At 46.1% G+C, this 22,732-nt stretch carries 25 protein-coding genes; 12 read left to right on the top strand and 13 right to left on the bottom strand.

Annotated features, from left to right (window positions below; genetic code table 11):
* The first annotated feature begins 56 nt into the window (after nt 1-56).
* Nucleotides 57-1,223 carry an ADP-forming succinate--CoA ligase subunit beta gene (gene sucC / locus ACQEXR_RS13710; RefSeq protein ID WP_138971792.1) on the top strand — a complete coding sequence of 389 codons (1,167 nt, stop codon included), beginning with the start codon at nt 57-59 and terminating at the stop codon, nt 1,221-1,223.
* Complete coding sequence (gene sucD / locus ACQEXR_RS13705) at nt 1,223-2,095, top strand: succinate--CoA ligase subunit alpha (protein ID WP_138971793.1); 873 nt, start codon at nt 1,223-1,225, stop codon at nt 2,093-2,095. Before sucC ends, sucD begins: the two co-directional genes overlap by 1 nt.
* A 114-nt stretch (nt 2,096-2,209) precedes the next feature.
* On the opposite strand, the gene ACQEXR_RS13700 is transcribed toward sucD, so the two are convergent.
* Nucleotides 2,210-2,497: a hypothetical protein gene (locus ACQEXR_RS13700; RefSeq protein ID WP_426952396.1), complete on the bottom strand. Its 288-nt coding sequence runs from the start codon at nt 2,495-2,497 to the stop codon at nt 2,210-2,212.
* 787 nt (nt 2,498-3,284) lie between these two features.
* Here ACQEXR_RS13700 and ACQEXR_RS13695 point away from each other — a divergent pair.
* Complete coding sequence (locus ACQEXR_RS13695; protein ID WP_427020550.1) at nt 3,285-3,803, top strand: GNAT family N-acetyltransferase; 519 nt, start codon at nt 3,285-3,287, stop codon at nt 3,801-3,803.
* Here ACQEXR_RS13695 and ACQEXR_RS13690 read toward each other — a convergent pair.
* On the bottom strand, nt 3,751-4,050 hold the full coding sequence (locus tag ACQEXR_RS13690) for a DUF3301 domain-containing protein (RefSeq protein ID WP_427020549.1): 300 nt from the start codon (nt 4,048-4,050) through the stop codon (nt 3,751-3,753). The genes ACQEXR_RS13695 and ACQEXR_RS13690 overlap by 53 nt on opposite strands.
* Nucleotides 4,051-4,052: 2 nt before the next feature.
* Nucleotides 4,053-5,090 carry a DUF3549 family protein gene (locus ACQEXR_RS13685; RefSeq protein ID WP_427020548.1) on the bottom strand — a complete coding sequence of 346 codons (1,038 nt, stop codon included), beginning with the start codon at nt 5,088-5,090 and terminating at the stop codon, nt 4,053-4,055.
* 77 nt (nt 5,091-5,167) lie between these two features.
* On the opposite strand from ACQEXR_RS13685, the gene ACQEXR_RS13680 reads away from it, so the two are divergent.
* Together ACQEXR_RS13680 and truC are read left to right on the top strand one after the other, a co-directional pair.
* Nucleotides 5,168-5,482: a YqcC family protein gene (locus ACQEXR_RS13680; RefSeq protein WP_426952400.1), complete on the top strand. Its 315-nt coding sequence runs from the start codon at nt 5,168-5,170 to the stop codon at nt 5,480-5,482.
* Complete coding sequence (gene truC, locus ACQEXR_RS13675; protein WP_426952402.1) at nt 5,473-6,201, top strand: tRNA pseudouridine(65) synthase TruC; 729 nt, start codon at nt 5,473-5,475, stop codon at nt 6,199-6,201. Before ACQEXR_RS13680 ends, truC begins: the two co-directional genes overlap by 10 nt.
* Before the next feature lie 561 nt (nt 6,202-6,762).
* Here the strand turns inward: truC and dxs are convergent.
* Genes dxs through xseB form a run of 3 tightly spaced genes read right to left on the bottom strand, consistent with a single transcriptional unit; the run spans nt 6,763 to nt 9,797 of the window.
* Nucleotides 6,763-8,628 (bottom strand): 1-deoxy-D-xylulose-5-phosphate synthase, encoded by a 1,866-nt coding sequence (gene dxs, locus ACQEXR_RS13670; protein WP_138971800.1) that lies wholly within the window; start codon nt 8,626-8,628, stop codon nt 6,763-6,765.
* 20 nt (nt 8,629-8,648) lie between these two features.
* Nucleotides 8,649-9,533, bottom strand: coding sequence for a (2E,6E)-farnesyl diphosphate synthase (ispA, locus tag ACQEXR_RS13665; protein ID WP_331417961.1), 885 nt, complete (start codon nt 9,531-9,533; stop codon nt 8,649-8,651).
* Between the two features lie 21 nt (nt 9,534-9,554).
* Nucleotides 9,555-9,797: an exodeoxyribonuclease VII small subunit gene (gene xseB / locus ACQEXR_RS13660; RefSeq protein WP_138971801.1), complete on the bottom strand. Its 243-nt coding sequence runs from the start codon at nt 9,795-9,797 to the stop codon at nt 9,555-9,557.
* Nucleotides 9,798-10,059: 262 nt separating this feature from the next.
* On the opposite strand from xseB, the gene pomA reads away from it, so the two are divergent.
* The 7 genes from pomA to rlmM all read left to right on the top strand — a co-directional run bounded on the left by pomA (nt 10,060) and on the right by rlmM (nt 16,755).
* On the top strand, nt 10,060-10,824 hold the full coding sequence (gene pomA / locus ACQEXR_RS13655; protein ID WP_138971802.1) for a flagellar motor protein PomA: 765 nt from the start codon (nt 10,060-10,062) through the stop codon (nt 10,822-10,824).
* 10 nt (nt 10,825-10,834) lie between these two features.
* On the top strand, nt 10,835-11,779 hold the full coding sequence (locus tag ACQEXR_RS13650; RefSeq protein WP_138971803.1) for a flagellar motor protein MotB: 945 nt from the start codon (nt 10,835-10,837) through the stop codon (nt 11,777-11,779).
* 152 nt (nt 11,780-11,931) lie between these two features.
* A complete protein-coding gene (gene thiI, locus ACQEXR_RS13645; RefSeq protein WP_138971804.1) occupies nt 11,932-13,380 on the top strand; it encodes a tRNA uracil 4-sulfurtransferase ThiI in 1,449 nt (482 codons plus the stop codon).
* 371 nt (nt 13,381-13,751) lie between these two features.
* Nucleotides 13,752-14,660: a transcriptional regulator GcvA gene (locus ACQEXR_RS13640; protein ID WP_138971806.1), complete on the top strand. Its 909-nt coding sequence runs from the start codon at nt 13,752-13,754 to the stop codon at nt 14,658-14,660.
* Nucleotides 14,653-15,279 (top strand): alpha/beta fold hydrolase, encoded by a 627-nt coding sequence (locus tag ACQEXR_RS13635; RefSeq protein WP_331417960.1) that lies wholly within the window; start codon nt 14,653-14,655, stop codon nt 15,277-15,279. Before ACQEXR_RS13640 ends, ACQEXR_RS13635 begins: the two co-directional genes overlap by 8 nt.
* Complete coding sequence (locus ACQEXR_RS13630) at nt 15,269-15,667, top strand: DUF423 domain-containing protein (protein ID WP_427020547.1); 399 nt, start codon at nt 15,269-15,271, stop codon at nt 15,665-15,667. The genes ACQEXR_RS13635 and ACQEXR_RS13630 overlap by 11 nt, the downstream gene beginning before the upstream one ends.
* Nucleotides 15,664-16,755: a 23S rRNA (cytidine(2498)-2'-O)-methyltransferase RlmM gene (gene rlmM, locus ACQEXR_RS13625; RefSeq protein ID WP_427020546.1), complete on the top strand. Its 1,092-nt coding sequence runs from the start codon at nt 15,664-15,666 to the stop codon at nt 16,753-16,755. The genes ACQEXR_RS13630 and rlmM overlap by 4 nt, the downstream gene beginning before the upstream one ends.
* A 106-nt stretch (nt 16,756-16,861) precedes the next feature.
* On the opposite strand, the gene ACQEXR_RS13620 is transcribed toward rlmM, so the two are convergent.
* From ACQEXR_RS13620 to ACQEXR_RS13590, 7 genes are all read right to left on the bottom strand, one after another.
* The gene (locus ACQEXR_RS13620; protein WP_427020545.1) at nt 16,862-17,689 is read right to left on the bottom strand and encodes a DUF2931 family protein; all 828 of its coding nucleotides are present in this window, start codon (nt 17,687-17,689) and stop codon (nt 16,862-16,864) included.
* Between the two features lie 24 nt (nt 17,690-17,713).
* Nucleotides 17,714-18,562 (bottom strand): DUF2931 family protein, encoded by an 849-nt coding sequence (locus ACQEXR_RS13615; protein ID WP_427020544.1) that lies wholly within the window; start codon nt 18,560-18,562, stop codon nt 17,714-17,716.
* Nucleotides 18,563-18,586: 24 nt separating this feature from the next.
* Entirely contained in the window at nt 18,587-19,435 is an 849-nt protein-coding gene (locus tag ACQEXR_RS13610) for a DUF2931 family protein (protein WP_427020543.1), read from the bottom strand.
* Nucleotides 19,436-19,459: 24 nt separating this feature from the next.
* Nucleotides 19,460-20,290: a DUF2931 family protein gene (locus tag ACQEXR_RS13605; protein WP_427020542.1), complete on the bottom strand. Its 831-nt coding sequence runs from the start codon at nt 20,288-20,290 to the stop codon at nt 19,460-19,462.
* 24 nt (nt 20,291-20,314) lie between these two features.
* The gene (locus tag ACQEXR_RS13600) at nt 20,315-21,145 is read right to left on the bottom strand and encodes a DUF2931 family protein (protein WP_427020541.1); all 831 of its coding nucleotides are present in this window, start codon (nt 21,143-21,145) and stop codon (nt 20,315-20,317) included.
* A 24-nt stretch (nt 21,146-21,169) separates the two neighbouring features.
* Nucleotides 21,170-21,994 carry a DUF2931 family protein gene (locus ACQEXR_RS13595; RefSeq protein WP_427020540.1) on the bottom strand — a complete coding sequence of 275 codons (825 nt, stop codon included), beginning with the start codon at nt 21,992-21,994 and terminating at the stop codon, nt 21,170-21,172.
* 24 nt (nt 21,995-22,018) lie between these two features.
* Nucleotides 22,019-22,732: DUF2931 family protein (locus ACQEXR_RS13590; RefSeq protein ID WP_427020539.1), on the bottom strand; the 714-nt coding region annotated here is incomplete at its 5' end.

Below are 22,732 nucleotides of genomic sequence, written 5' to 3'. Positions count from 1 at the left end.
AGACGAGTGCTAAAACAGCGCCGTTATGGAAATAATAAAATAAACGGAATATCAAAATGAATTTGCATGAATACCAAGCCAAACAGCTGTTTGCAGAATTCGGTTTGCCTGTACCGGAAGGTTACGCGTGTGATACACCACAAGAAGCTTTTGAAGCGGCGGGTCGTATCTCTACTGAGAAGAAAGTAGTTAAATGTCAGGTTCACGCAGGTGGACGTGGTAAAGCGGGTGGCGTAGAGCTACACGATACGAAAGACGGCGTTAAAGAGTTCGCACAAAAGTGGCTAGGTAAAAACCTAGTGACTTACCAAACAGACGCGAATGGCCAGCCTGTAACAAAAATCCTAGTTGAAGAAGCATCAAACATTGCTAACGAACTTTACCTAGGTGCGGTTGTTGACCGTGCAACTCGTAAAGTTGTATTCATGGCTTCAACTGAAGGTGGTGTTGAAATCGAGAAAGTTGCAGAAGAAACGCCAGAGTTGATTCATAAAGCAGCTATCGATCCACTAGTAGGCCCTCAAGCTTACCAAGGCCGTGAGCTAGCGTTCAAGCTAGGTCTTGAAGGCGACCAAATTAAGCAGTTTGTTAAGATCTTCATGGGTCTTGGCAACATGTTCTCTCAGTACGACCTAGCTCTACTAGAGATCAACCCTCTTGTCATTACTAGCGAAGGCAACTTGCTGTGTCTAGACGGTAAGATCAACATTGACTCTAACGCAATGTACCGCCAGCCTAAGCTACGTGAAATGCACGATCCTTCGCAAGAAGATGAGCGCGAAGCGCACGCAGCTCAGTGGGAGCTGAACTACGTAGCCCTAGACGGTAACGTTGGCTGTATGGTTAACGGTGCTGGCCTAGCAATGGGTACGATGGATATCGTAAACCTACACGGTGGTAAGCCAGCGAACTTCCTAGATGTAGGTGGTGGCGCGACAAAAGAGCGTGTAGCAGAAGCATTTAAGATCATCCTTTCTGATGACAATGTTAAAGCAGTACTCGTTAACATCTTCGGTGGTATCGTACGTTGTGACATGATCGCTGAAGGTATTATTGGTGCGGTTAAAGAGGTAGGTGTAAACGTACCTGTTGTTGTTCGTCTAGAAGGTACTAACGCAGACTTAGGTCGCGAAGTTCTTGCTAATTCTGATGTTGATATCATTGCAGCTGAGTCTCTAACTGACGCAGCTCAGAAAGTTGTTGCTGCTGCGGAGGGCAAATAATGTCTGTACTAATTAATAAAGACACGAAAGTAATCTGTCAGGGTTTCACTGGTGGTCAAGGTACTTTCCACTCTGAGCAAGCTATCGCATACGGCACACAAATGGTTGGTGGTGTCTCTCCTGGTAAAGGTGGTCAAACACACCTAGGTCTTCCTGTATTCAACACAGTACGTGAAGCAGTAGAAACAACTGGCGCAACAGCAACAGTTATCTACGTACCAGCACCTTTCTGTAAAGATGCCATCCTTGAAGCGATTGATGCGGGCATCGAGCTAATCGTAACTATCACTGAAGGTATCCCTACAACAGATATGATCGACGTGAAAGTGAAGCTAGAAGAAACTGGCGTTCGCATGATCGGTCCTAACTGTCCGGGTCTTATCACTCCTGACGAGTGTAAGATTGGTATCATGCCTGGTCATATCCACAAGAAAGGTAAAGTGGGGATCGTATCTCGTTCAGGTACACTCACTTACGAAGCAGTTAAGCAAACTACTGACGAAGGTTTTGGTCAGTCGACTTGTGTCGGTATTGGTGGTGACCCAATCCCAGGTTCAAACTTCATTGATATTCTGAAGTTGTTCCAAGAAGATCCTGAAACAGAAGCTATCGTAATGATCGGTGAAATCGGTGGTACGGCTGAAGAAGAAGCGGCAGCGTTCATTAAAGAGAACGTCACTAAGCCAGTCGTTTCTTACATCGCTGGTGTTACTGCTCCTCCAGGCAAGCGTATGGGCCATGCTGGTGCGATCATCTCTGGTGGTAAAGGTACAGCAGAAGACAAGTTCGCTGCACTAGAAGCTGCGGGCGTTAAGACGGTTAAGTCTCTTGCTGATATCGGTAAAGGTCTACGCGAAGTAACAGGTTGGTAATTCAACCGTGGATACTAAAAGGCTTGGCAATACGCCAAGCCTTTTTTGTTTGTGTTTAAAAGAGTGGTTTACGGCTTCCATCGCTGTCAAATGAATCAGTCCAGTGATATCCACTTAGATATCGAACTTCTTCTCCAGCGCTATAAGTCTTTCTGTTAAGTTCGCGACTTGCACTTCGAGTTCAGCTATTCGCTCCATTTCAGAACCTGAGCTTTGAGCGGCGACTTCTACCTTGGGTACGTGGTTTGCGCTTTTCCAGCTTTTGATTGTTGTGATCAACGCTGGCATGGGTACAGTCGTGCTCAATCTAGCCTTCACCAGAGCAACCGTTGGCTCTTTCCCTTCTGATTGTAACTGTTCAAGGATACTTCTTAGCTCTTGGCTAACGTCTTGAGTAAGCATAAAACCTCCATTGTGCTGATAAGGGTAATAATACTGGTCCTATGATTTATTGACTAATGGAAAATTAAGAAAAGTCGTGTGAGATATGTCTTACAAGTGTTGTAAGACAATCTGTGTTTTAAACGGGCGGATAGATGGATTATTTATTATAAGCTATTGATACTTAATGCTTTGGTGCTTTTGTGAACAACGAAGTCAAAAATTATTTTTTACAGATGGATTGTACCTAAACGCTAATAGGGTAAATTAGAACCTGTCGGTAGGATGCTGACTCGGAACAGGAAAACCAAGGATTGGAGTCTTCAGGAAGAAGAATGGTTGACTAGGATAGTTGATCAGGCATGGAGCGAAAGGACATTGTATGGATACGTTCACTAGCTAGGATGGTTGGTGACTAAGGAAAGGCAATGGACACCTCGAGGATGAGGTCAGGACAGTATCAGGATGATACTAAGGACACCGCTCAAGGAACAAGTGAAGTGAGCTGACGGGGATGTTAGCTATCAGGATGATTAGGACACCGCTAGGACGGCGAAGTTAGGACAATACTGAAGGATTCAGTAACTATTATGGAAGATGCATGGAGCAACTTTTGTAGCCGGACTGCTGCGAGTAAGACTATAGCCCCGATACTAACGTATCGGGGCTTTTCTTAGATCTCACCTTTAGAAAAACTCAAACAACAACGTGCCAAAAAACGTTCTAGATCAATAAAGATTGCCATCAGTTGGTTTAACTTCTCGGCTTTGTTTTAAAAGACAATTATTGCTGCTTACAAGGATGTGTCATGACGATAGTGACTCGCCGATCGTTATTGATCCCTTATAACGACTCTCTACAATCTGAATTTTTGATGCTCAACTGTTGTGCTATTAACCGTGCTCAGATGAATGGAGCACAGACGGTATCTTCTGCTAAAAAACAGTTTGAGAAAGTACTCAATGATCGCACCATATTTGCGATGGCAGTGCTTGATAGTCACACAAGAGAGTACATGGGACACGTGTTTATTTCTGATTTAGACACGCTTCCTGAGCTTGGTTATATCTTTGACAAAGAGTACTGGGGCAGAGGTATTGCCAGTGAAGTGGTGCAGGCTTTCTTTTCCAAAGCAGCAAGAGATTTGAACTTAGAGCGAGTTATCGCTACCGCCAATGTCGATCATGAGGCGTCGATTCGAATTCTCAAGAAACTTGGTTTCGTATTGAATGCCCACAAACAAGATACGTTTGGTCCCTATGATGAGTTTGTCTTTACATCCGATGTGGCGGCAACTCCACCTTGGCTAGTTGGAAACCTTGCATAAAGATGTGGCCTTGATAGCAGTCATCACCAAGCGATGAAAACTCGAACTGATAAACCGAATGCCAACGCCAGACACCGTCTGGCGTTTTCAGTTTGTGACCTTTAAGCGCCACGCTCAGCAACTGCAAATCGAGCTCTTTACATTTTCGAGAGGCGATACTTTTCGCTAACTCTGCCTGCCGTCTTTGTTGCCAAAAAATTAGGCATATAATGGCAAGTGCGAGGATGGCGAACAGGTCATAAATCATCATTACGCCTTAGCGGCTTGCTGTAGGTTAATCAGTGCTTTTGCTAACTCTTCTGATGGGCTGGAGTGAAGCAAAGGAAGCAGTACCATACGCAGCTCAGGGAGCATCACCAAATCGGCGAATAGCTGGTTAAACAGTGTCTGGTTGCCCGTCTGTGCGAGGCGCAGTAGGAATTGTTCGGCAATATCGGCCTCTCTTAACCAGTGCCAGCATCGTCCCGCGATACCAATCAGTACCTCTTGATGACTCAAACGCGCACTTGAAAGAATCTTACCAATGATAGGTTGAGCGATGGCTTCCTCTGCTCCGGATAAGGCTCTCGTGAGCGCGGAGAGTAGGAAGAGATCTGGATCGTGACTGTCAATCTGTGTCTGAGCCATTTCGGCAAGGTTTTGTGCGAGTTTTGTTGGTAACTCGGTATGTTCAAGCGCACCTAGCAAGGCATAGAGAGGTTCGGAAGGCAGATGTTTTAGTGCCTTACGGACATTGACGCCATTTTGTTCCTGCCCAAGTCGCGCACAGATATCAGTCACCCCTTGTAAACCAACTGTGTGCCATTTATCCCATTCCAACCCGCCTGCAAAGTATAATTGCGCATGTTCGTAGTACTGGCTGCAAGGTAAATTCAACACCGCGCGGACTTGGCTATGAAAGACCGCCATTTTGTCGTCCGCCGGCTTAAAGGTATAGGGATTGTTTGCCAGTTTGTCTTGTTGCTCTTCACTTAGCTCTTGGCTAAGACGCGTGCCCATTGCTTCAATGACATATTTGATGAAGTTACCAATATCTGCTTGTTTAAGTAAGCCACGCTCATCTAATTCAAATTTTAGAAACCAAATCCAAGGCTGCTGCTCTTGATTCCAGTAGGCGATAGCGATGTGTGCCTTACGCTGCATTGGATAGGGATAGGCAAGCTGGCCTTTTTCAGCGTCAGCAAAGACCTTTGCGTCGATCTGTTTAATACGACGTCCAAGATCAAAGACCTGATATTGGCAATCACTGTCGGTAAGGAGTTGAGTGAGAGTATGAATGGTTTCCATTGAAGCAATTGTCCTAACTTTATTTACTCTATAAATGGTATTCTATTGCCAATTTTCAAGGTTCCAAACAAAGATTAATGACAAAAGTGAAACAATTGACCGAGCTTATCGACGAGTTAGAGTTGTTGATGCAACAACTTGGTCAGTGGCAAGCGACACCCCCAAGCAAACAGGCACTGAGTAGTCAGCAGCCGTTTGCCATTGACACCTTAACGCCAAGCGAGTGGTTGCAGTGGATCTTCATTGCCCGTATCCGTTTGCTGATAGAACAAAATCAGCCACTACCGAGCGGATTTTCAATTGCGCCTTACTTTGAGGAGTGCTGGAAAGAACAGCCGCAATTAACACCTTTAGTTACAATTATTCAAAAGTTAGATGAGGAATGCCGCTAGTGCTGGAGATCGTATATCAAGACGAGTATTTCGTTGCTGTCAACAAACCTGCTGGTATGTTAGTTCATCGCAGCTGGCTGGATAAGCACGAAACTCAATTTGTCATGCAAACATTGCGTGACCAAATTGGTCAGCATGTCTTTCCGCTTCATCGCTTGGATAGACCAACTTCCGGTGTTCTTATTTTTGCATTATCAAGTGAGGTTGCGTCTCAAGTGATGCCGATGTTTGCGAATCACGAGATGGAAAAAACCTATCATGCGATTGTTCGCGGTTGGATCATGGAATCCGGTCGTCTCGACTATGCACTTAAGGTTGAGTTGGACAAAATTGCAGATAAGCATGCTAGCCAAGATAAAGAAGCACAAGAAGCGATCACTGACTATCAACCACTGGCTCAAGTCGAAATACCCCATTCCACGGGGAGCTTTCCGACCACTCGTTACTGCTTAATGGAGATGAAGCCACTGACTGGACGAAAACACCAGCTCAGACGCCATATGGCTCATCTACGCCATCCAATCGTTGGTGATACGACACATGGTGACGGTAAACACAACAAGTTGTTTAGAGAAGTGTACGACTCGCATAGACTCTTGCTTCACGCTTCTTCCCTTAAGTTTGTTCATCCATTTACTCAGCGAGAAATTACCATTAAAGCGGGGTTAGATGAAACGTGGCAAAAACTGTGTGCTGAGTTTGGCTGGTCAGCGCCTTAAACTGATCACGTTGAGATTGACCTTTCTCGATAAAAAAGCTCGTCATCATGTAATGACGAGCTGATTCTAGCCTAATGGACTAGTAAAGGTGGCACGCGCCAGTATTGAGCAACGTGAGTGGTTTCTTTATGGTTTGCTATGACGTGTGACAGGCGTGGCAGCAATAATAACAGCCGTTTATTTTAAGCTCAGGGAATGTGTTTTTTGCATGCTCTAAGGCGCTTTGACTTGAGGAATGAAGCCCTAGTTTGATGAGATTCTCCACCCTTGGCATATATGTACAACCCGTTGTGGCATTATGAATTTCGTGTTCACCAGCGTATTGTGACTGTTTGGTGAGAATGTATTTGTGATTCATGGTTTTGCCTCGTTATAGTTTTGATTCACATATCAAAAAAAGTGTGCCTACAAGTAGGCAACGCAGCAAATTACAGTCATTGTTCTGGAATATTATTCCCAAATGTTAATGCTTACTTTGGTAATTGCGATCTAAGATCGTAGGAGAGCGGAGACAAAAATGCCCTCATTGAGAGGGCATTGGATAGGTTGCGGGCTGTTTAACTAGCTTGCTAAATATTGACGAATAGCAACTTCGATACCTTTGCCATCAAGGCCAAGCTCTTGATACAGCTCTTCTTGAGTACCCTGATGAATGAACTTATCCGGGAGGCCAAGGTTGAGTACTGGCTTGATAAGTTTCTCTCTCATCATAAATTCGACTACGCCAGAACCTGCACCGCCAGCGATGGCGTTTTCTTCGATGGTGACGATGACGTCGTGTTCAGCGGCAAGCTGTTTAATCAACTCTTCATCGAGTGGTTTGACAAAGCGCATATCCGCTACCGTGGCATTGAGTGCTTGTGCGGCCTCAAGTGCATTACCTAAGAAGGTGCCGAAGTTGAGGATAGCGATTTTCTCACCTTGACGAACTAGGCGGCCTTTACCGATTTCTAATGCCGTAAACTGTTTCTCTATGTCAACGCCCATGCCTGTACCACGAGGGTAGCGGACAGCCGATGGGCCAGTATGTTGATGACCAGTGTAGAGCATTTGACGGCATTCGTTCTCATCGCTCGGCGCCATGATGACCATATTCGGGATACAGCGCATAAAGCTCAGGTCAAAGGCTCCTTGGTGAGTTTGACCGTCCGCACCAACCAGCCCTGCACGGTCTATAGCAAACATGACCGGTAAATCCATGATGGCAACATCGTGAATGAGCTGATCGTAGCCACGCTGCAAGAAGGTAGAATAAATCGCCACAATAGGGTGATCGCCAGCAATGGCCATACCTGTAGCCAAGGTCACTGCATGTTGCTCAGCAATCGCAACATCGAAGTATTGGTCAGGATACTCTTTAGAGAAGCGAACCATCCCAGAACCTTCACGCATAGCGGGAGTGATCGCCATAAGCTTAGGATCTTGAGCCGCCATATCACACAGGAAGTCACCGAAAATTTTCGAGTAACTTGGCAGTCCACCGCTGCTTTTTGGCAGAGAGTTGTGGCTCGGGTCGAACTTAGGCACGCCGTGGTAGCCAATCGGGTCTTTTTCTGCTGGCTCGTAGCCTTTGCCTTTTTTGGTCATGATATGTAAAAACTGCGGACCTTTTAGTTCACGCATGTTCTTTAGAGTTTTGACCAACTCATTTACGTCATGGCCATCGACAGGGCCGATGTAGTTAAAACCTAACTCTTCAAATAGGGTACCTGGTACCACCATGCCTTTAAGATGTTCTTCAGTACGACGAACCAACTCTTTAATCGGGGGGACACCTGACAGTACTTTTTTACCGCCTTCACGGATCGAGGTGTACAAGCTTCCTGATAGTACTTGAGCTAAATGATTGTTCAGAGCACCAACGTTCTCAGAAATCGACATTTCATTGTCGTTTAAGATCACCAGCATATCAGGGTGGACATCACCCGCATGGTTCATGGCTTCAAATGCCATCCCTGCGGTGATAGCACCATCGCCGATCACACTAACGACTTTGCGGTTTTTGCCTTCTTTACCCGCGCTGATAGCCATACCAAGGCCAGCACTGATCGATGTCGAAGAGTGGCCGACTGATAGTGTGTCGTACTCGCTCTCTTCACGCCATGGGAAGGGGTGTAAACCATCTTTTTGGCGAATCGTTGGCATTTGGTCGCGACGACCCGTTAGGATTTTATGCGGGTACGCTTGGTGACCAACATCCCACACCAATTGATCAAAAGGTGTGTTGTAGACGTAGTGAAGCGCCACAGTCAGTTCAACTGTGCCTAGACCAGAAGCGAGGTGGCCGCTGGATTGACTTACTGAATTAAGTAAGTAAGTGCGTAATTCATCACACAGCTTTGGCAGCACTTCCTTAGGAAGGCTGCGCAGCTCATCAGGAGTATCTGCTAGAGCCAGTGTCGGATATTTCGAAATATCAAGAGTCATATAAATGCGCGCTTATAGTGTTAGTTCTTGCGCTCGATGACGTATCGGGCGAACTCTTCGAGTAACTCTGTATTGTATGGGATTGCGTCCAAAGCTTGAAGAGCTTCATTTAACAGAGTGTGAGCTTTGTTTATAGCTCCGTCCAATCCTAGCAAAGCGGGATAGGTACTTTTGTTTAATTGTTGGTCAGAACCTTGTGGTTTACCCAAGGTTTCAGTATCACTAATGATATCTAGAATGTCATCTTGGACTTGGAAAGCGAGACCAATAGCATCGGCATATTGATCTAGAAGCGGCAGGACTTGCGCTCCTTTTTCACCGGCGGCTAACGCGCCTAAACGAATGGCTGATTTCATTAACGCCCCCGTTTTGTTGCGGTGAATCTCTTCCAACTCTTCGAGCGTTACGCTGCGGTTTTCTGCGGCTAAGTCTAGGGCTTGGCCCATACACATACCATTGGCACCGGAAGCATCGGCAAGCACCTTAACCATCTGAATACGTTGCCTTTCTGCATGTGGAGCCAAAGGGCCTTCTGCGAGAATGGTAAACGCAAGGGTTTGCAGTGCATCACCCGTCAAGATAGCGGTCGCTTCGTCAAACTTGATGTGGCAGGTTGGTTGACCACGACGCAGTTCATCGTCATCCATAGCCGGTAAGTCATCATGAATTAACGAGTAAGCATGGATGCACTCAACAGCGGAAGCGGGAGTGTCTAAGTCGTCAAGTTCGCATCCGAGCATCTGGCCAGTAATATAGACCAGAAACGGACGGGCGCGTTTGCCACCAAGCAATAAGCCATAACGCATCGCCTCGATAAGAGGTAGGTTTTGATGGGGCAATGACTTCAGCCAGTTTTCTAACTGGGCATTGTTTCGTTGTTGTAGTGAGGATAGTGCCTCTTGCATAACAGACATCTTCTCGTGCAATTACTCTGGTAGAGCATCGAAATCACTCAGTGGCGATTCGTCATCGTTTTGTAACAAGATACTGACACGTTGTTCAGCATCACTGAGTTTGGCTTGGCCTGCGCGAGCAAGCGTAATACCACGCTCAAAGTTCTTGAGTGCATCGTCTAATGCTAAATCACCATTTTCGAGGTTTTCTACAATCGCATCGAGCTCTTCAATCGTCGCTTCGAAGGTCATGTTTTCCGGTTTTTTGCTCGCCATAACTTTTCTACACAGGTAAAGATGCTCGAAAGTTACCTTAGCCATTAATGATGGTCAAATTTAACCGAGTAAATTTGTCAGAAAAATGGAGTTGAAGCGTTCATTTTATGTAGCCAAGTAAATAATAGGGTTAAAGGCCTAGTACTCAGAATGGGGTAAGCATCTATATTTATGTGAATGCGGTATCAATAAAATACTAAAGATCTGAAGATGTTGCCGATATAATTTGTTAGAAGCTCAAAGATAGCATGAGGAGTGCTCTGTGGATTTAGCAACGCTGATAGGACTGATTGGCGGTTTGGCTTTCGTTGTCATGGCGATGATACTCGGCGGAAGCATTATGATGTTCGTCGATGTCACATCAATACTTATCGTGGTGGGTGGTTCTACCTTCGTGGTGTTGATGAAGTTCACTATGGGGCAGTTTTTTGGTGCCGCCAAGATCGCCGGCAAAGCCTTTATGTTCAAAGCTGATGAGCCTGAAGATTTGATCGCTAAAGTGGTTGAAATGGCTGACGCAGCTCGTAAAGGTGGATTTCTCGCCCTTGAGGAGATGGAGATCAGTAACAGCTTTATGCAAAAAGGCATCGACTTACTCGTCGATGGTCACGATGCTGATGTTGTTCGTGCCGCGCTGCAAAAAGACATCGCGCTGACGGATGAGCGACATGATTTTGGTTCGAGTGTTTTCAGAGCATTCGGTGACGTTGCGCCTGCGATGGGGATGATCGGTACACTGGTTGGTCTGGTTGCGATGCTGTCTAACATGGACGATCCAAAAGCGATCGGTCCTGCAATGGCGGTTGCGCTTTTGACAACCTTATACGGTGCGATCTTGTCTAACATGTTGTTTTTCCCGATTGCCGACAAGCTTTCACTGCGCCGTGAGCAAGAAAAATTGAATCGTCGTCTGATTATGGATGGCGTCTTAGCAATCCAAGATGGCCAAAACCCTCGAGTGATAGATAGTTATCTGAAAAACTACCTCAATGAAGGTAAACGTGCTCTTGACGTAGATAACGAGTAAGGACGCAGTTATGGATGATGATAACGACTGCAAATGTCCGCCGCCCGGCCTCCCGCTTTGGATGGGAACATTTGCAGACTTGATGTCACTATTGATGTGTTTCTTCGTACTGCTTCTTTCGTTTTCGGAGATGGACGTACTGAAGTTCAAACAGATCGCAGGTTCGATGAAGTTTGCATTTGGTGTTCAAAACCGTCTTGAAGTGAAAGATATCCCTAAAGGTACCAGTATCATTGCGCAAGAGTTTAGGCCAGGTCGCCCTGAGCCAACACCGATTGACGTGATTATGCAACAGACCATCGATATTACTCAGCAGACGCTTGAATTTCACGAAGGTGAATCAGATAGAGCTGGTGGTACTCAAAGGGATCAAGGCTCCTTAACTGGTGGACAATCACCAGATACTTCAACGCAGAACAATCAAAATTCTGAGTCGGATAATGAGCAGCAACAGTCTGCTGAGATGTCTCAAGAGCTTGAAACTGTAATGGAAAGTATCAAGAAAGCTCTAGAACGCGAGATAGAGCAAGGCGCGATTGAAGTTGAAAATCTCGGTCAGCAAATAGATATACGTATTAGAGAAAAAGGTGCGTTCCCAGAAGGTTCAGCATTCTTACAACCTAAGTTCCGACCTTTGGTGCGTCAGATAGCGGATTTGGTTAAAGACATTCCGGGGGTTGTGAGAGTATCAGGACATACAGACAATCAACGTATTGATTCTGAACTCTACCGATCTAACTGGGATCTGTCGGCGCAGCGTGCTGTCTCTGTTGCTCAAGAAATGGAGAAGGTACGTGGTTTTAATCACCAACGTCTCCAAGTGAGAGGTATGGCAGATACAGAGCCGTTGGGGCCAAATGATACTGAAGCTCAACGTTCAAGAAATCGACGAGTAGAAATCAGTATTATGCAAGGTGAACCACTTCTGAGTGACGAAGTTCCTGCTTTACAATAGCAAGCTAAAAAGACGAGCAAAAAGCTCGTCTTTTTTATGGGCATTGCTTCATGTATAATCTTGCGCCCTTAGAGGCAGTACATGGCGAAAGACCGCTGCTACGCTCTAATAGAGCATTAAACTAGCGAAACAGTTAACTTGTGAAGTGAATTATGAAATTTATCGTAAAGCCCCATCCAGAAATTTTTGTAAAAAGTGAGTCTGTGCGTAAGCGCTTCACAAAGATTCTTGAATGCAATATCCGTAACATCGTCAAGAGTCGTACAGAGTCTGTTGCTGTCTTTAACCGCCGTGACCATATTGAAGTGACTTCTGAGTCATCTGAATACTACAAAGAGACTCTTGAAGTATTGACGCAAACTCCAGGTATCCACCATGTACTGGAAGTTCAGCAGTCAGAGTTCAAAGATCTGCATGACATCTACGAACAGGTGTTAGAGCTAAATCGTCCACTTATTGAAGGGAAAACCTTTGTGGTACGTGCTAAGCGCCGTGGTAAACATGACTTTACTTCAATTGAATTAGAGCGTTACGTCGGTGGTGGTCTGAACCAAGCGGTAGAAAGTGCGAGTGTTCGTTTACGCAACCCAGATGTGACCGTGAAACTTGAAGTCGCAAATGAAAAGCTAAATCAAGTAATCGCTCGTCACAAAGGTCTTGGTGGTTTCCCTCTGGGAACACAAGAAGATGTTCTTAGCTTGATCTCTGGTGGCTTTGATTCGGGCGTCTCTAGCTACCTGCACATCAAACGTGGTTCTAAAGTACATTACTGTTTCTTTAACCTAGGTGGTCCAGCACACGAAATTGGCGTTAAGCAAGTCGCTTACTACCTATGGAACAAATACGGTTCTTCGGCAAAAGTACGTTTTATTTCCGTAAACTTTGAGCCTGTTGTAGGCGAGATTTTAGAGAAAGTGGATGACGGTCAAATGGGCGTTATCCTTAAGCGTATGTTTATGCGTGCTGCGGGTATGGTGGCAGAGAAATTTAAGATTGAAGCTTTGGTGACTGGTGAGGCACTCGGTCAGGTTTCAAGCCAAACTCTGACCAACCTACGTCATATCGATAATGTGACTGATACGCTAATCCTACGTCCACTGATCAACTGGGATAAAGAAGACATCATTAACCTAGCTCGTGATATCGGCACTGAAGACTTCGCGAAAACAATGCCAGAGTACTGTGGTGTGATTTCTAAGAAGCCAACGGTTAAAGCGATTAAAGCGAAACTGGACGCTGAAGAAGAGAAATTCGATTTCGATATCCTTGAGCAAGTTGTCCGTGACGCGCGAGTGATGGATATTCGTGATATTGCTAAAGAGACAGAAAAAGCGGCTCCTGAAGTTGAGCAAGTTCAAGCAATTGAACAGCATGCGATTGTACTTGATATTCGTAGCCCTGAAGAGGAAGACGATAACCCGTTAGAAATTGACGGGGTAGAGGTTAAGCACATTCCATTCTTCAAACTAGGCACTCAGTTTGGTGATCTAGACCAGTCGAAGACTTACCTGCTGTACTGTGACCGAGGCGTAATGAGCCGCCTACAGGCTCTTTACCTACAAGAGCAGGGCTTCCATAACGTGAAGGTTTACCGCCCTTAATCTCGGTAAATTCAAGGTTATTAAAAAGCGCAAATCGGTCACTCGATTTGCGCTTTTTTTATATCTATAAATTTCGCGCATAAAAAAACACCGCCATAGAGGCGGTGCTAAAAAATTTGACAGACAGGTCAAAATAAATACAGGAAGTATATGTTTCGTTGTTTTCAACGAAACTGGTAGAAACCTACCTAACTCGAAATACGAGTTTGCAAACACAACATCGCAACAAGAAGTCAATTGATTCAAAAGGGAACCAAGCCGTTCTGACTCCTCATTGCGGGGTGAAATATAGAATTTCTCTGGTCGTCAGGCAATGGACATTTTATAATGTTTCAGATTAAAAAAACTAATCCACTTTTTAGAAGGCTGCTATGTCTAGAAGATTACCTCCCTTAAATTCATTGAAAGTGTTTGAGGCTGCTGCTCGTCACTTGAGCTTTACTCGTGCGGCAGAGGAGTTGTTTGTGACTCAGGCTGCGGTTAGTCACCAAATTAAAGCGCTAGAAGAATTCCTCGGCTTAAAGCTGTTTCGACGTCGAAATCGCTCGTTACTACTAACAGAAGAAGGGCAAAGCTACTTTCTCGATATAAAGGATATTTTTACATCTTTAGCAGAAGCTACTGACAAAGTGCTAGAGCGTAGTGAGAAGGGGGCGTTAACAATCAGTTTGCCACCTAGTTTTGCTATCCAGTGGCTAGTGCCTAGACTGGCCGATTTCAACCAGCAAGAACCGGATATCGATGTACGTATCAAGGCAGTGGATATGGATGAGGGTTCACTGACTGATGATGTTGATGTTGCTATCTATTATGGTCGAGGTAACTGGCCTGGCTTACGTGCCGATAAACTCTACCAAGAATTCTTGATCCCACTTTGTTCACCATCGTTACTTTTAGGTAACAAACCATTAGAAACTCTAAGTGATCTAAAGCAGCATACCTTGCTGCACGACACATCTCGTAAAGATTGGAAACAGTTTGCGAAACAAAATGGTATTGAAGGGGTAAATGTCAATCACGGACCGATATTCAGTCACTCAACCATGGTGTTACAAGCCGCTGCTCATGGCCAAGGTGTCGCTCTCGGAAACAATGTTCTGGCACAACCTGAGCTGGAAGCGGGTCGTTTAATTGCGCCATTCGATGAAGTATTGCTATCTAAAAATGCGTTTTATGTGGTTTGCCACGAGAAACAAGCCGATATGGGGCGAATTGCGACTTTCCGTGATTGGATGTTAGCGAAAGCACAGAGTGAGCAAGAGGAGTTGCTGGATGACTGATTATTTACGTGATGGCAAGTCATCCGATCCTCTGTTTATTTTCGCCCATGGTGCGGGGGCAGGGATGGATCATGAGTTTATGAATTCGGTTGCTAAAGGACTTGCAGACAAAGGTATTCAGGTTATACGGTTTAACTTTCCATACATGGTCAAGCGAGCGGAAGATGGTAAGAAGCGTCCGCCAGATAGAGCGCCTAAGCTGCTTGAGGCCTTTCAAAAAGTGATTGGTGAGCTTGCTGGGGATACTCCCGTTGTGATTGGCGGCAAATCGATGGGGGGGCGCATGGCAAGTTTACTCGCAGATGCCCCTTTGGTGGCTGGCGTCGCGTGTTTAGGTTTTCCATTTCATCCTCCTGGTAAGCCGGAAAACTACAAAGGCGAACACTTAGCAACGCTGTCTAAGCCATGCCTTGTTTTGCAAGGAGAACGAGATACGTTTGGTAAACGCGAGGAGTTGAAAGACTTTTGTCTATCACAAAGCGTTCAGACCGTGTTTATCCCAGATGGCGATCATAGCTTTAAGCCGCGAGTACGTTCAGGCCACAGCGAGCAAAGCAATATTGCTTTGGCAGTGGACAATCTCGCTGCTTTTATACTTGAGGTGTACGGTGAAAAGTAAATACCTATTGGCATTCGGTGGCTCATTAATGGGGGTAGGGGTTGGATTAGGTGCTTTTGCGGCCCATAGCCTCAAGTCGATACTGTCACCTTATCTTATCGGTGTGTTCAACACTGGCGTTCAGTATCAGTTTATTCACGCGTTGGCGATTGTGGTTTGTGGTCTATTACTGCAGTTTAAATTGCAGCCAAAGTCACAAAAATATTTCGCCCTTGCAGCGATTTGCTTTATCATCGGCATCTTTTGTTTTAGCGGCAGCCTCTACGCACTTGCGTTAACCGGTATCAAATGGTTTGGTCCAATTACGCCATTGGGTGGTTTAACCTTTATGCTTGGGTGGGGACTGTTTGTCTACGCAGCACTACAGACTAAAGAGGTGAATCAGTGAAACAGTTAATGCTCTACTGCCGTAGTGGCTTTGAAAAAGAGTGTGCCGGAGAAATCCAAGATAGAGCCACTCAGTTAGAAGTGTTTGGTTTCCCACGCCTCAAGAAGAATACAGGTTATGTGCTGTTTGAGTGCTACCAAGATGGTGATGCAGAAAAACTGGTTAAAGAGCTGGATTTTAAAGCGCTGATTTTTGCTCGTCAGATGTTTGCGGTAGCCACTGAAATAGAAGATCTCCCACGAGAAGACCGTATTTCTCCAATGCTTGAAGCGTTGAACGATGTTGCTAGTATGCCTCGTTGTGGTGATATCCGCATTGAAACACCAGATACCAATGAAGCCAAAGAATTGCTTAAGTTCTGTCGTAAATTCACTGTCCCAATGCGTCAGGCGTTACGTGGTAAAGGTATTCTTTTTGCAAAAGATAGCCCTAAAAAACCTGTTCTGCATATCTGTTTTGTTGCCTCTGGGCACTGTTTTGTAGGTTACTCTCTACCAGAGAATAACTCTCAATTCTTTATGGGGATCCCGCGTTTAAAATTCCCGGCAGATGCACCGAGTCGTTCTACGCTTAAGCTAGAGGAGGCCTTCCATGTCTTTATCCCTCGTGAAGAATGGGATGAGCGTTTAGCCGCAGGTATGTGGGGTGTTGATTTAGGTGCTTGTCCAGGTGGCTGGACCTATCAGCTCGTTAAACGTTCAATGTTTGTTCACTCGGTTGATAACGGCATGATGGCGGATAGTTTAATGGAGACGGGTCAGGTTAAGCATCACCAAGAAGATGGTTTCAAGTTCGAGCCAGCTCGTAAGAACGTTACTTGGTTAGTCTGTGACATGATTGAAAAGCCATCACGTGTAGCACAATTGATGGGTGAGTGGATCATCAGTGGTTGGGCTAAAGAGGCCATCTTTAACCTCAAACTACCGATGAAAGGCCGTTACGATGAAGTACTGCAAGATATTGAAAACTTGAAAGTATTTATGATTGAAAACGGTGTTAAGTTCCGTCTGCAAGCTAAGCATCTGTATCATGACCGTGAAGAGATCACGGTTCATGTGCAATGTTTATCCAACATTTCGCCGCGCTAAAAGAGCCGCAAGTTTTTACTAACTGACAGTGACATGAAAGGGTTGACTTATAGAGTCAACCCTTTAGTTTTTTCGCCACTCGCCACTCGCCACTCGCCACTCACTTTCACTCTGGTGTGCTTGGAACAACATCGGCTAGATTCTGTACTTTGTAGCCCGGGTTATACCAGACTTGATTGACTTTATCCCACGGGATCGGGTCATCAAGTGATGGTCTTGGGTACATCTTGGGTGGTTGTGGTCTCTTTTTGGGTTTCGTGTCAAACAGAAGGTGTCCAAATTGCTCGATCTGTTCTGGTGTCAGTGGCTCTGGTTCTTTTTCTGGGAGGGGGGGGACTGGCACCGCTTTTGTTGCCGAGTATTCACCGACATAGGTGAGTATCCCGCATCCATCAAGCCATAGTTTTGTTCGTCCATCAGGGAGAAAGCCAAACATAAAATCATTTTGGTAGCATGTAGGCCCCTCGGGCTCTTCTGGATATTCGGGATAAGGCTTCACTATAGCCGCTTTAATTTGCGCGGTGACCTTAACGACAGTGGCGTAGCGAAAACCGTGGCTCCCCCAATAGAGATAGAGTTCATCGGGTAAGGATTTTATGCCTGAGCCAAGTTGATCAGGGATAAAGTTGACTGGTACACCCAAAGGTATTGCATAGCCATCGTAGTCTGGATAGGTATATTCTCGATATTTTTCCATCTTGTATCGAGATTGCAGCAATCCGCCATACGGCAGCATCATACTGGTCCAGTCCTCTTGGTAGTTAACCCCATACGCTTCTGTTATGCCAGCAGGGTAATTATAAGAGATCGCGGCGCCAATTCGCCAAGGCCTAAACCTTGGGTCATCAGGGTAGTTTGGCTTAGTACGTCCGACTAAGCCAGCGATTAGAGCGAGTATGGCAATCGTTGTGATCGCGAGATAGCGTTTATTCACCGTCGTACTCCTCGTGGTTGATGGCTACTCTGGTGTGCTTGGAACAACATCGGCTAGATTCTGTACTTTGTAGCCCGGGTTATACCAGACTTGATTGACTTTATCCCACGGGATCGGGTCATCAAGCGATGGCCGCGGATGAATTTTTGGTGGCTCTTGTTTAGGTTTATCCGCCATCAACTCGGTAATGCCAAGTCTCTCGTAACGTTCCGCTCTTTCCTTGAGTTGTTCTGGTGTCAGTGGCTCTGGTTCTTTTTTTGGTGCCGGTGGAGGGACTGGCACCGCTTTTGATGCCGAGTATTCTCCAATGTAGGTGATATAAGCGCATCCTTTGAGCCACATTTTCGCTCTCCCGTCTGGAAGTAAGCCAAACATAAAATCAGTTTGGTAGCATGTAGGCCCCTCGGGCTCTTCAGGATATTCGGGATAAGGCTTCACTATAGCCGCTTTAATTTGCGCGGTGACCTTAACGACAGTGGCGTAGCGAAAACCGTGGCTCCCCCAATAGAGATAGAGTTCATCGGGTAAGGACTTTATGCCTGAGCCAAGTTGATCAGGGGTGAAGTTGACCGGAACACCCAAAGGTATTGCATAGCCATCGTAGTCTGGATAGGTATACTCTCGATATTTTTCCATCTTGTATCGAGATTGCAGCAATCCACCATACGGCAGCATCATACTGGTCCAGTCCTCTTGGTAGTTAACCCCATACGCTTCTGTTATGCCAGCAGGGTAATTATAAGAGATTGCGGCGCCAATTCGCCAAGGCCTAAACCTAGGGTCATCAGGGTAGTTTGGCTTAGTACGTCCGGCTAAGCCAGCGATTAGAGCGAGTATGGCAATCGTTGTGATCGCGAGATAGCGTTTATTCACCGTCGTACTCCTCGTGGTTGATGGCTACTCTGGCGTGCTCGGAATGACATCTTCTAGATTCTGTACTTTATAGCCTGGGTTATACCAGACTTGATTGACTTTATCCCACGGGATTGGGTCATCAAGTGATGGTCTAGGATGGATTTTTGGTGGCTCTTGTTTAGGTCTATCTGCCATTAACTCGGTAATGCCAAGTCTCTCGTAACGTTCCGCTATTTCCTTGAGTTGCTCTGGCGTCAGTGGCTCTGGTTCTTTTTCTGGGGTCGGTGGAGGGACTGGCACCGCTTTTGTTGCCGAATATTCACCGACATAGGTGAGTATCCCGCATCCATCAAGCCATAGCTTTGTTCGTCCATCAGGGAGAAAGCCAAACATAAATTCCGTTTGATAGCATGTTGCTCCTTCCTTGGAGGATATGATACTAGGGTATGGCGTGACCATCGCTGCTTTAATTTGCGCGGTGACCTCAACGACGGTGGCGTAGCGAAAACCATGGCTCCCCCAATAGAGATAGAGTTCATCGGGTAAGGATTTTATGCCTGAGCCAAGTTGACCACGGGTGAAGTTGACCGGAACACCCAAAGGTATTGCATAGCCATCGTAGTCTGGATAGGTATACTCTCGATATTTTTCCATCTTGTATCGAGATTGCAGCAATCCGCCATACGGCAGCATCATACTGGTCCAGTCCTCTTGGTAGTTAACCCCATACGCTTCTGTTATGCCAGCAGGGTAATTATAAGAGATCGCGGCGCCAATTCGCCAAGGCCTAAACCTAGGGTCATCAGGGTAGTTTGGCTTAGTACGTCCGACTAAGCCAGCGATTAGCGCGAGTATGGCAATGGTTGTGATCGCGAGATAGCGTTTATTCACCGTCGTACTCCTCGTGGTTGATGGCTACTCTGGTGTGCTTGGAACAACATCGGCTAGATTCTGTACTTTATAGCCCGGGTTATACCAGACTTGATTGACTTTATCCCACGGGATCGGGTCATCAAGTGATGGTCTTGGGTACATCTTGGGTGGTTGTGGTCTCTTTTTGGGTTTCGTGTCAAACAGAAGGTGTCCAAATTGCTCGATCTGCTCTGGTGTCAGTGGCTCTAGCTCTTTTTCTGGGAGGGGAGGGACTGGCACCGCTTTTGTTGCCAAGTACTCGCCTACATAGGTGAGTATCCCACATCCATCGAGCCATAACTTTGTTCGTCCTTCAGGGAGAAAGCCAAACATAAATTCCGTTTGATAGCATGTTGCTCCTTCCTTGGAGGATATAACACTAGGGTATGGCGTGACCATCGCTGCTTTAATTTGCGCGGTGATCTTAACGACGGTGGCGTAGCGAAACCCGTTGAGCCCCCAATAAATATAGAGTTCATCGGGCAAGGATTTTATGCCAGTGCCAATTTGCCTTGAGGTAAAGTTTATTGGTAGCGCTAGGGGTAATGCATAGCCATCGTAGTCTGGATAGGTATATTCTCGATATTTATCCATGTTGTAGCGTAACGGTGAACCCAAACCGCCAAACGGCAGCATCATGCTGGTCCAGTCCTCTTGGTAATTGACACCGTAGGCTTCGTTAACCGACGCAGGGTAATTATAAGAGATCGCGGCGCCAATTCGCCAAGGCCTAAACCTTGGGTCATCAGGGTAGTTTGGCTTAGTACGTCCGGCTAAGCCAGCGATTAGAGCGAGTATGGCAATCGTTGTGATTGCGAGATAGCGTTTATTCACCGTCGTACTCCTCGTGGTTGATGGCTACTCTGGTGTGCTTGGAACAACATCGGCTAGATTCTGTACTTTATAGCCTGGGTTATACCAGACTTGATTGACTTTATCCCACGGGATCGGGTCATCAAGTGATGGTCTTGGGTACATCTTGGGTGGTTGTGGTCTCTTTTTGGGTTTCGTGTCAAACAGAAGGTGTCCAAATTGCTCGATCTGCTCTGGTGTCAGTGGCTCTGGTTCTTTTTTTGGTGCCGGTGGAGGGACTGGCACCGCTTTTGTTGCCGAGTATTCACCGACATAGGTGAGTATTCCGCATCCATCAAGCCATAGTTTTGTTCGTCCATCAGGGAGAAAGCCAAACATAAATACGGTTTGATAGCATGTTGCTCCTTCCTTAGAGGATATGACACTAGGGTATGGCGTGACCATCGCTGCTTTAATTTGCGCGGTGACCTTAACGACAGTGGCGTAGCGAAAACCGTGGCTCCCCCAATAGAGATAGAGTTCATCGGGCAAGGATTTTATGCCAGTGCCAATTTGTCTTGAAGTGAAGTTGACCGGAACACCCAAAGGTATTGCATAGCCATCGTAGTCTGGATAGGTATATTCTCGATATTTTTCCATCTTGTATCGAGATTGCAGCAATCCACCATACGGCAGCATCATACTGGTCCAGTCCTCTTGGTAGTTAACCCCATACGCTTCTGTTATGCCAGCAGGGTAATTATAAGAGATCGCGGCGCCAATTCGCCAAGGTCTAAACCTAGGGTCATCGGGGTAGTTTGGCTTAGTACGTCCGGCTAAGCCAGCGATTAGCGCGAGTATGGCAATGGTTGTGATCGCGAGATAGCGTTTATTCACCGTCGTACTCCTCGTGGTTGATGGCTACTCTGGTGTGCTTGGAACAACATCGGCTAGATTCTGTACTTTATAGCCTGGGTTATACCAGACTTGATTGACTTTATCCCACGGGATCGGGTCATCAAGTGATGGCCTTGGGTACATCTTGGGTGGTTGTGGTCTCTTTTTGGGTTTCGTGTCAAACAGAAGGTGTCCAAATTGCTCGATCTGTTCTGCTGTCAGTGGCTCTGGTTCTTTTTTTGGTGCCGGTGGAGGGACTGGCACCGCTTTTGTTGCCGAATATTCACCTACATAGGTGAGTACCCCGCATCCATCAAGCCATAGTTTTGTTCGTCCATCGGGGAGAAAGCCAAACATAAATACGGTTTGATAGCAGTTTTGATTCTCTAATCTAATATGTGGGTAGGGTTTTGTCATGGCTGCTTTAATTTGCGCGGTGACCTTAACGACGGTGGCGTAGCGAAAACCGTGGCTCCCCCAATAGAGATAGAGTTCATCGGGCAAGGACTTTATGCCTGAGCCAAGTTGATCAGGGATAAAGTTGACTGGTACACCCAAAGGTATTGCATAGCCATCGTAGTCTGGATAGGTATACTCTCGATATTTTTCCATCTTGTATCGAGATTGCAGCAATCCGCCATACGGCAGCATCATACTGGTCCAGTCCTCTTGGTAGTTAACCCCATACGCTTCTGTTATGCCAGCAGGGTAATTATAAGAGATTGCGGCGCCAATTCGCCAAGGCCTAAACCTTGGGTCATCAGGGTAGTTTGGCTTAGTACGTCCGACTAAGCCAGCGATTAGAGCGAGTATGGCAATGGTTGTGATCGCGAGATAGCGTTTATTCACCGTCGTACTCCTCGTGGTTGATGGCTACTCTGGTGTGCTTGGAACAACATCGGCTAGATTCTGTACTTTGTAGCCCGGGTTATACCAGACTTGATTGACTTTATCCCACGGGATCGGGTCATCAAGCGATGGCCGCGGATGAATTTTTGGTGGCTCTTGTTTAGGTTTATCCGCCATCAACTCGGTAATGCCAAGTCTCTCGTAACGTTCCGCTCTTTCCTTGAGTTGTTCTGGCGTCAGTGGCTCTGGTTCTTTTTTTGGTGCCGGTGGAGGGACTGGCACCGCTTTTGTTGCCGAGTATTCACCGACATAGGTGAGTATTCCGCATCCATCAAGCCATAGTTTTGTTCGTCCATCAGGGAGAAAGCCAAACATAAATACGGTTTGATAGCATGTTGCTCCTTCCTTAGAGGATATGACACTAGGGTATGGCGTGACCATCGCTGCTTTAATTTGCGCGGTGACCTTAACGACAGTGGCGTAGCGAAAACCGTGGCTCCCCCAATAGAGATAGAGTTCATCGGGTAAGGACTTTATGCCTGAGCCAAGTTGATCAGGGGTGAAGTTGACCGGAACACCCAAAGGTATTGCATAGCCATCGTAGTCTGGATAGGTATACTCTCGATATTTTTCCATCTTGTATCGAGATTGCAGCAATCCACCATACGGCAGCATCATACTGGTCCAGTCCTCTTGGTAGTTAACCCCATACGCTTCTGTTATGCCAGCAGGGTAATT

The organism is Vibrio sp. TRT 2004, from assembly GCF_050113735.1.
Lineage (GTDB): Bacteria > Pseudomonadota > Gammaproteobacteria > Enterobacterales > Vibrionaceae > Vibrio.
Note: the sequence above shows the minus strand (reverse complement) of the source record. Positions and strands in the feature narration are given on the sequence as shown.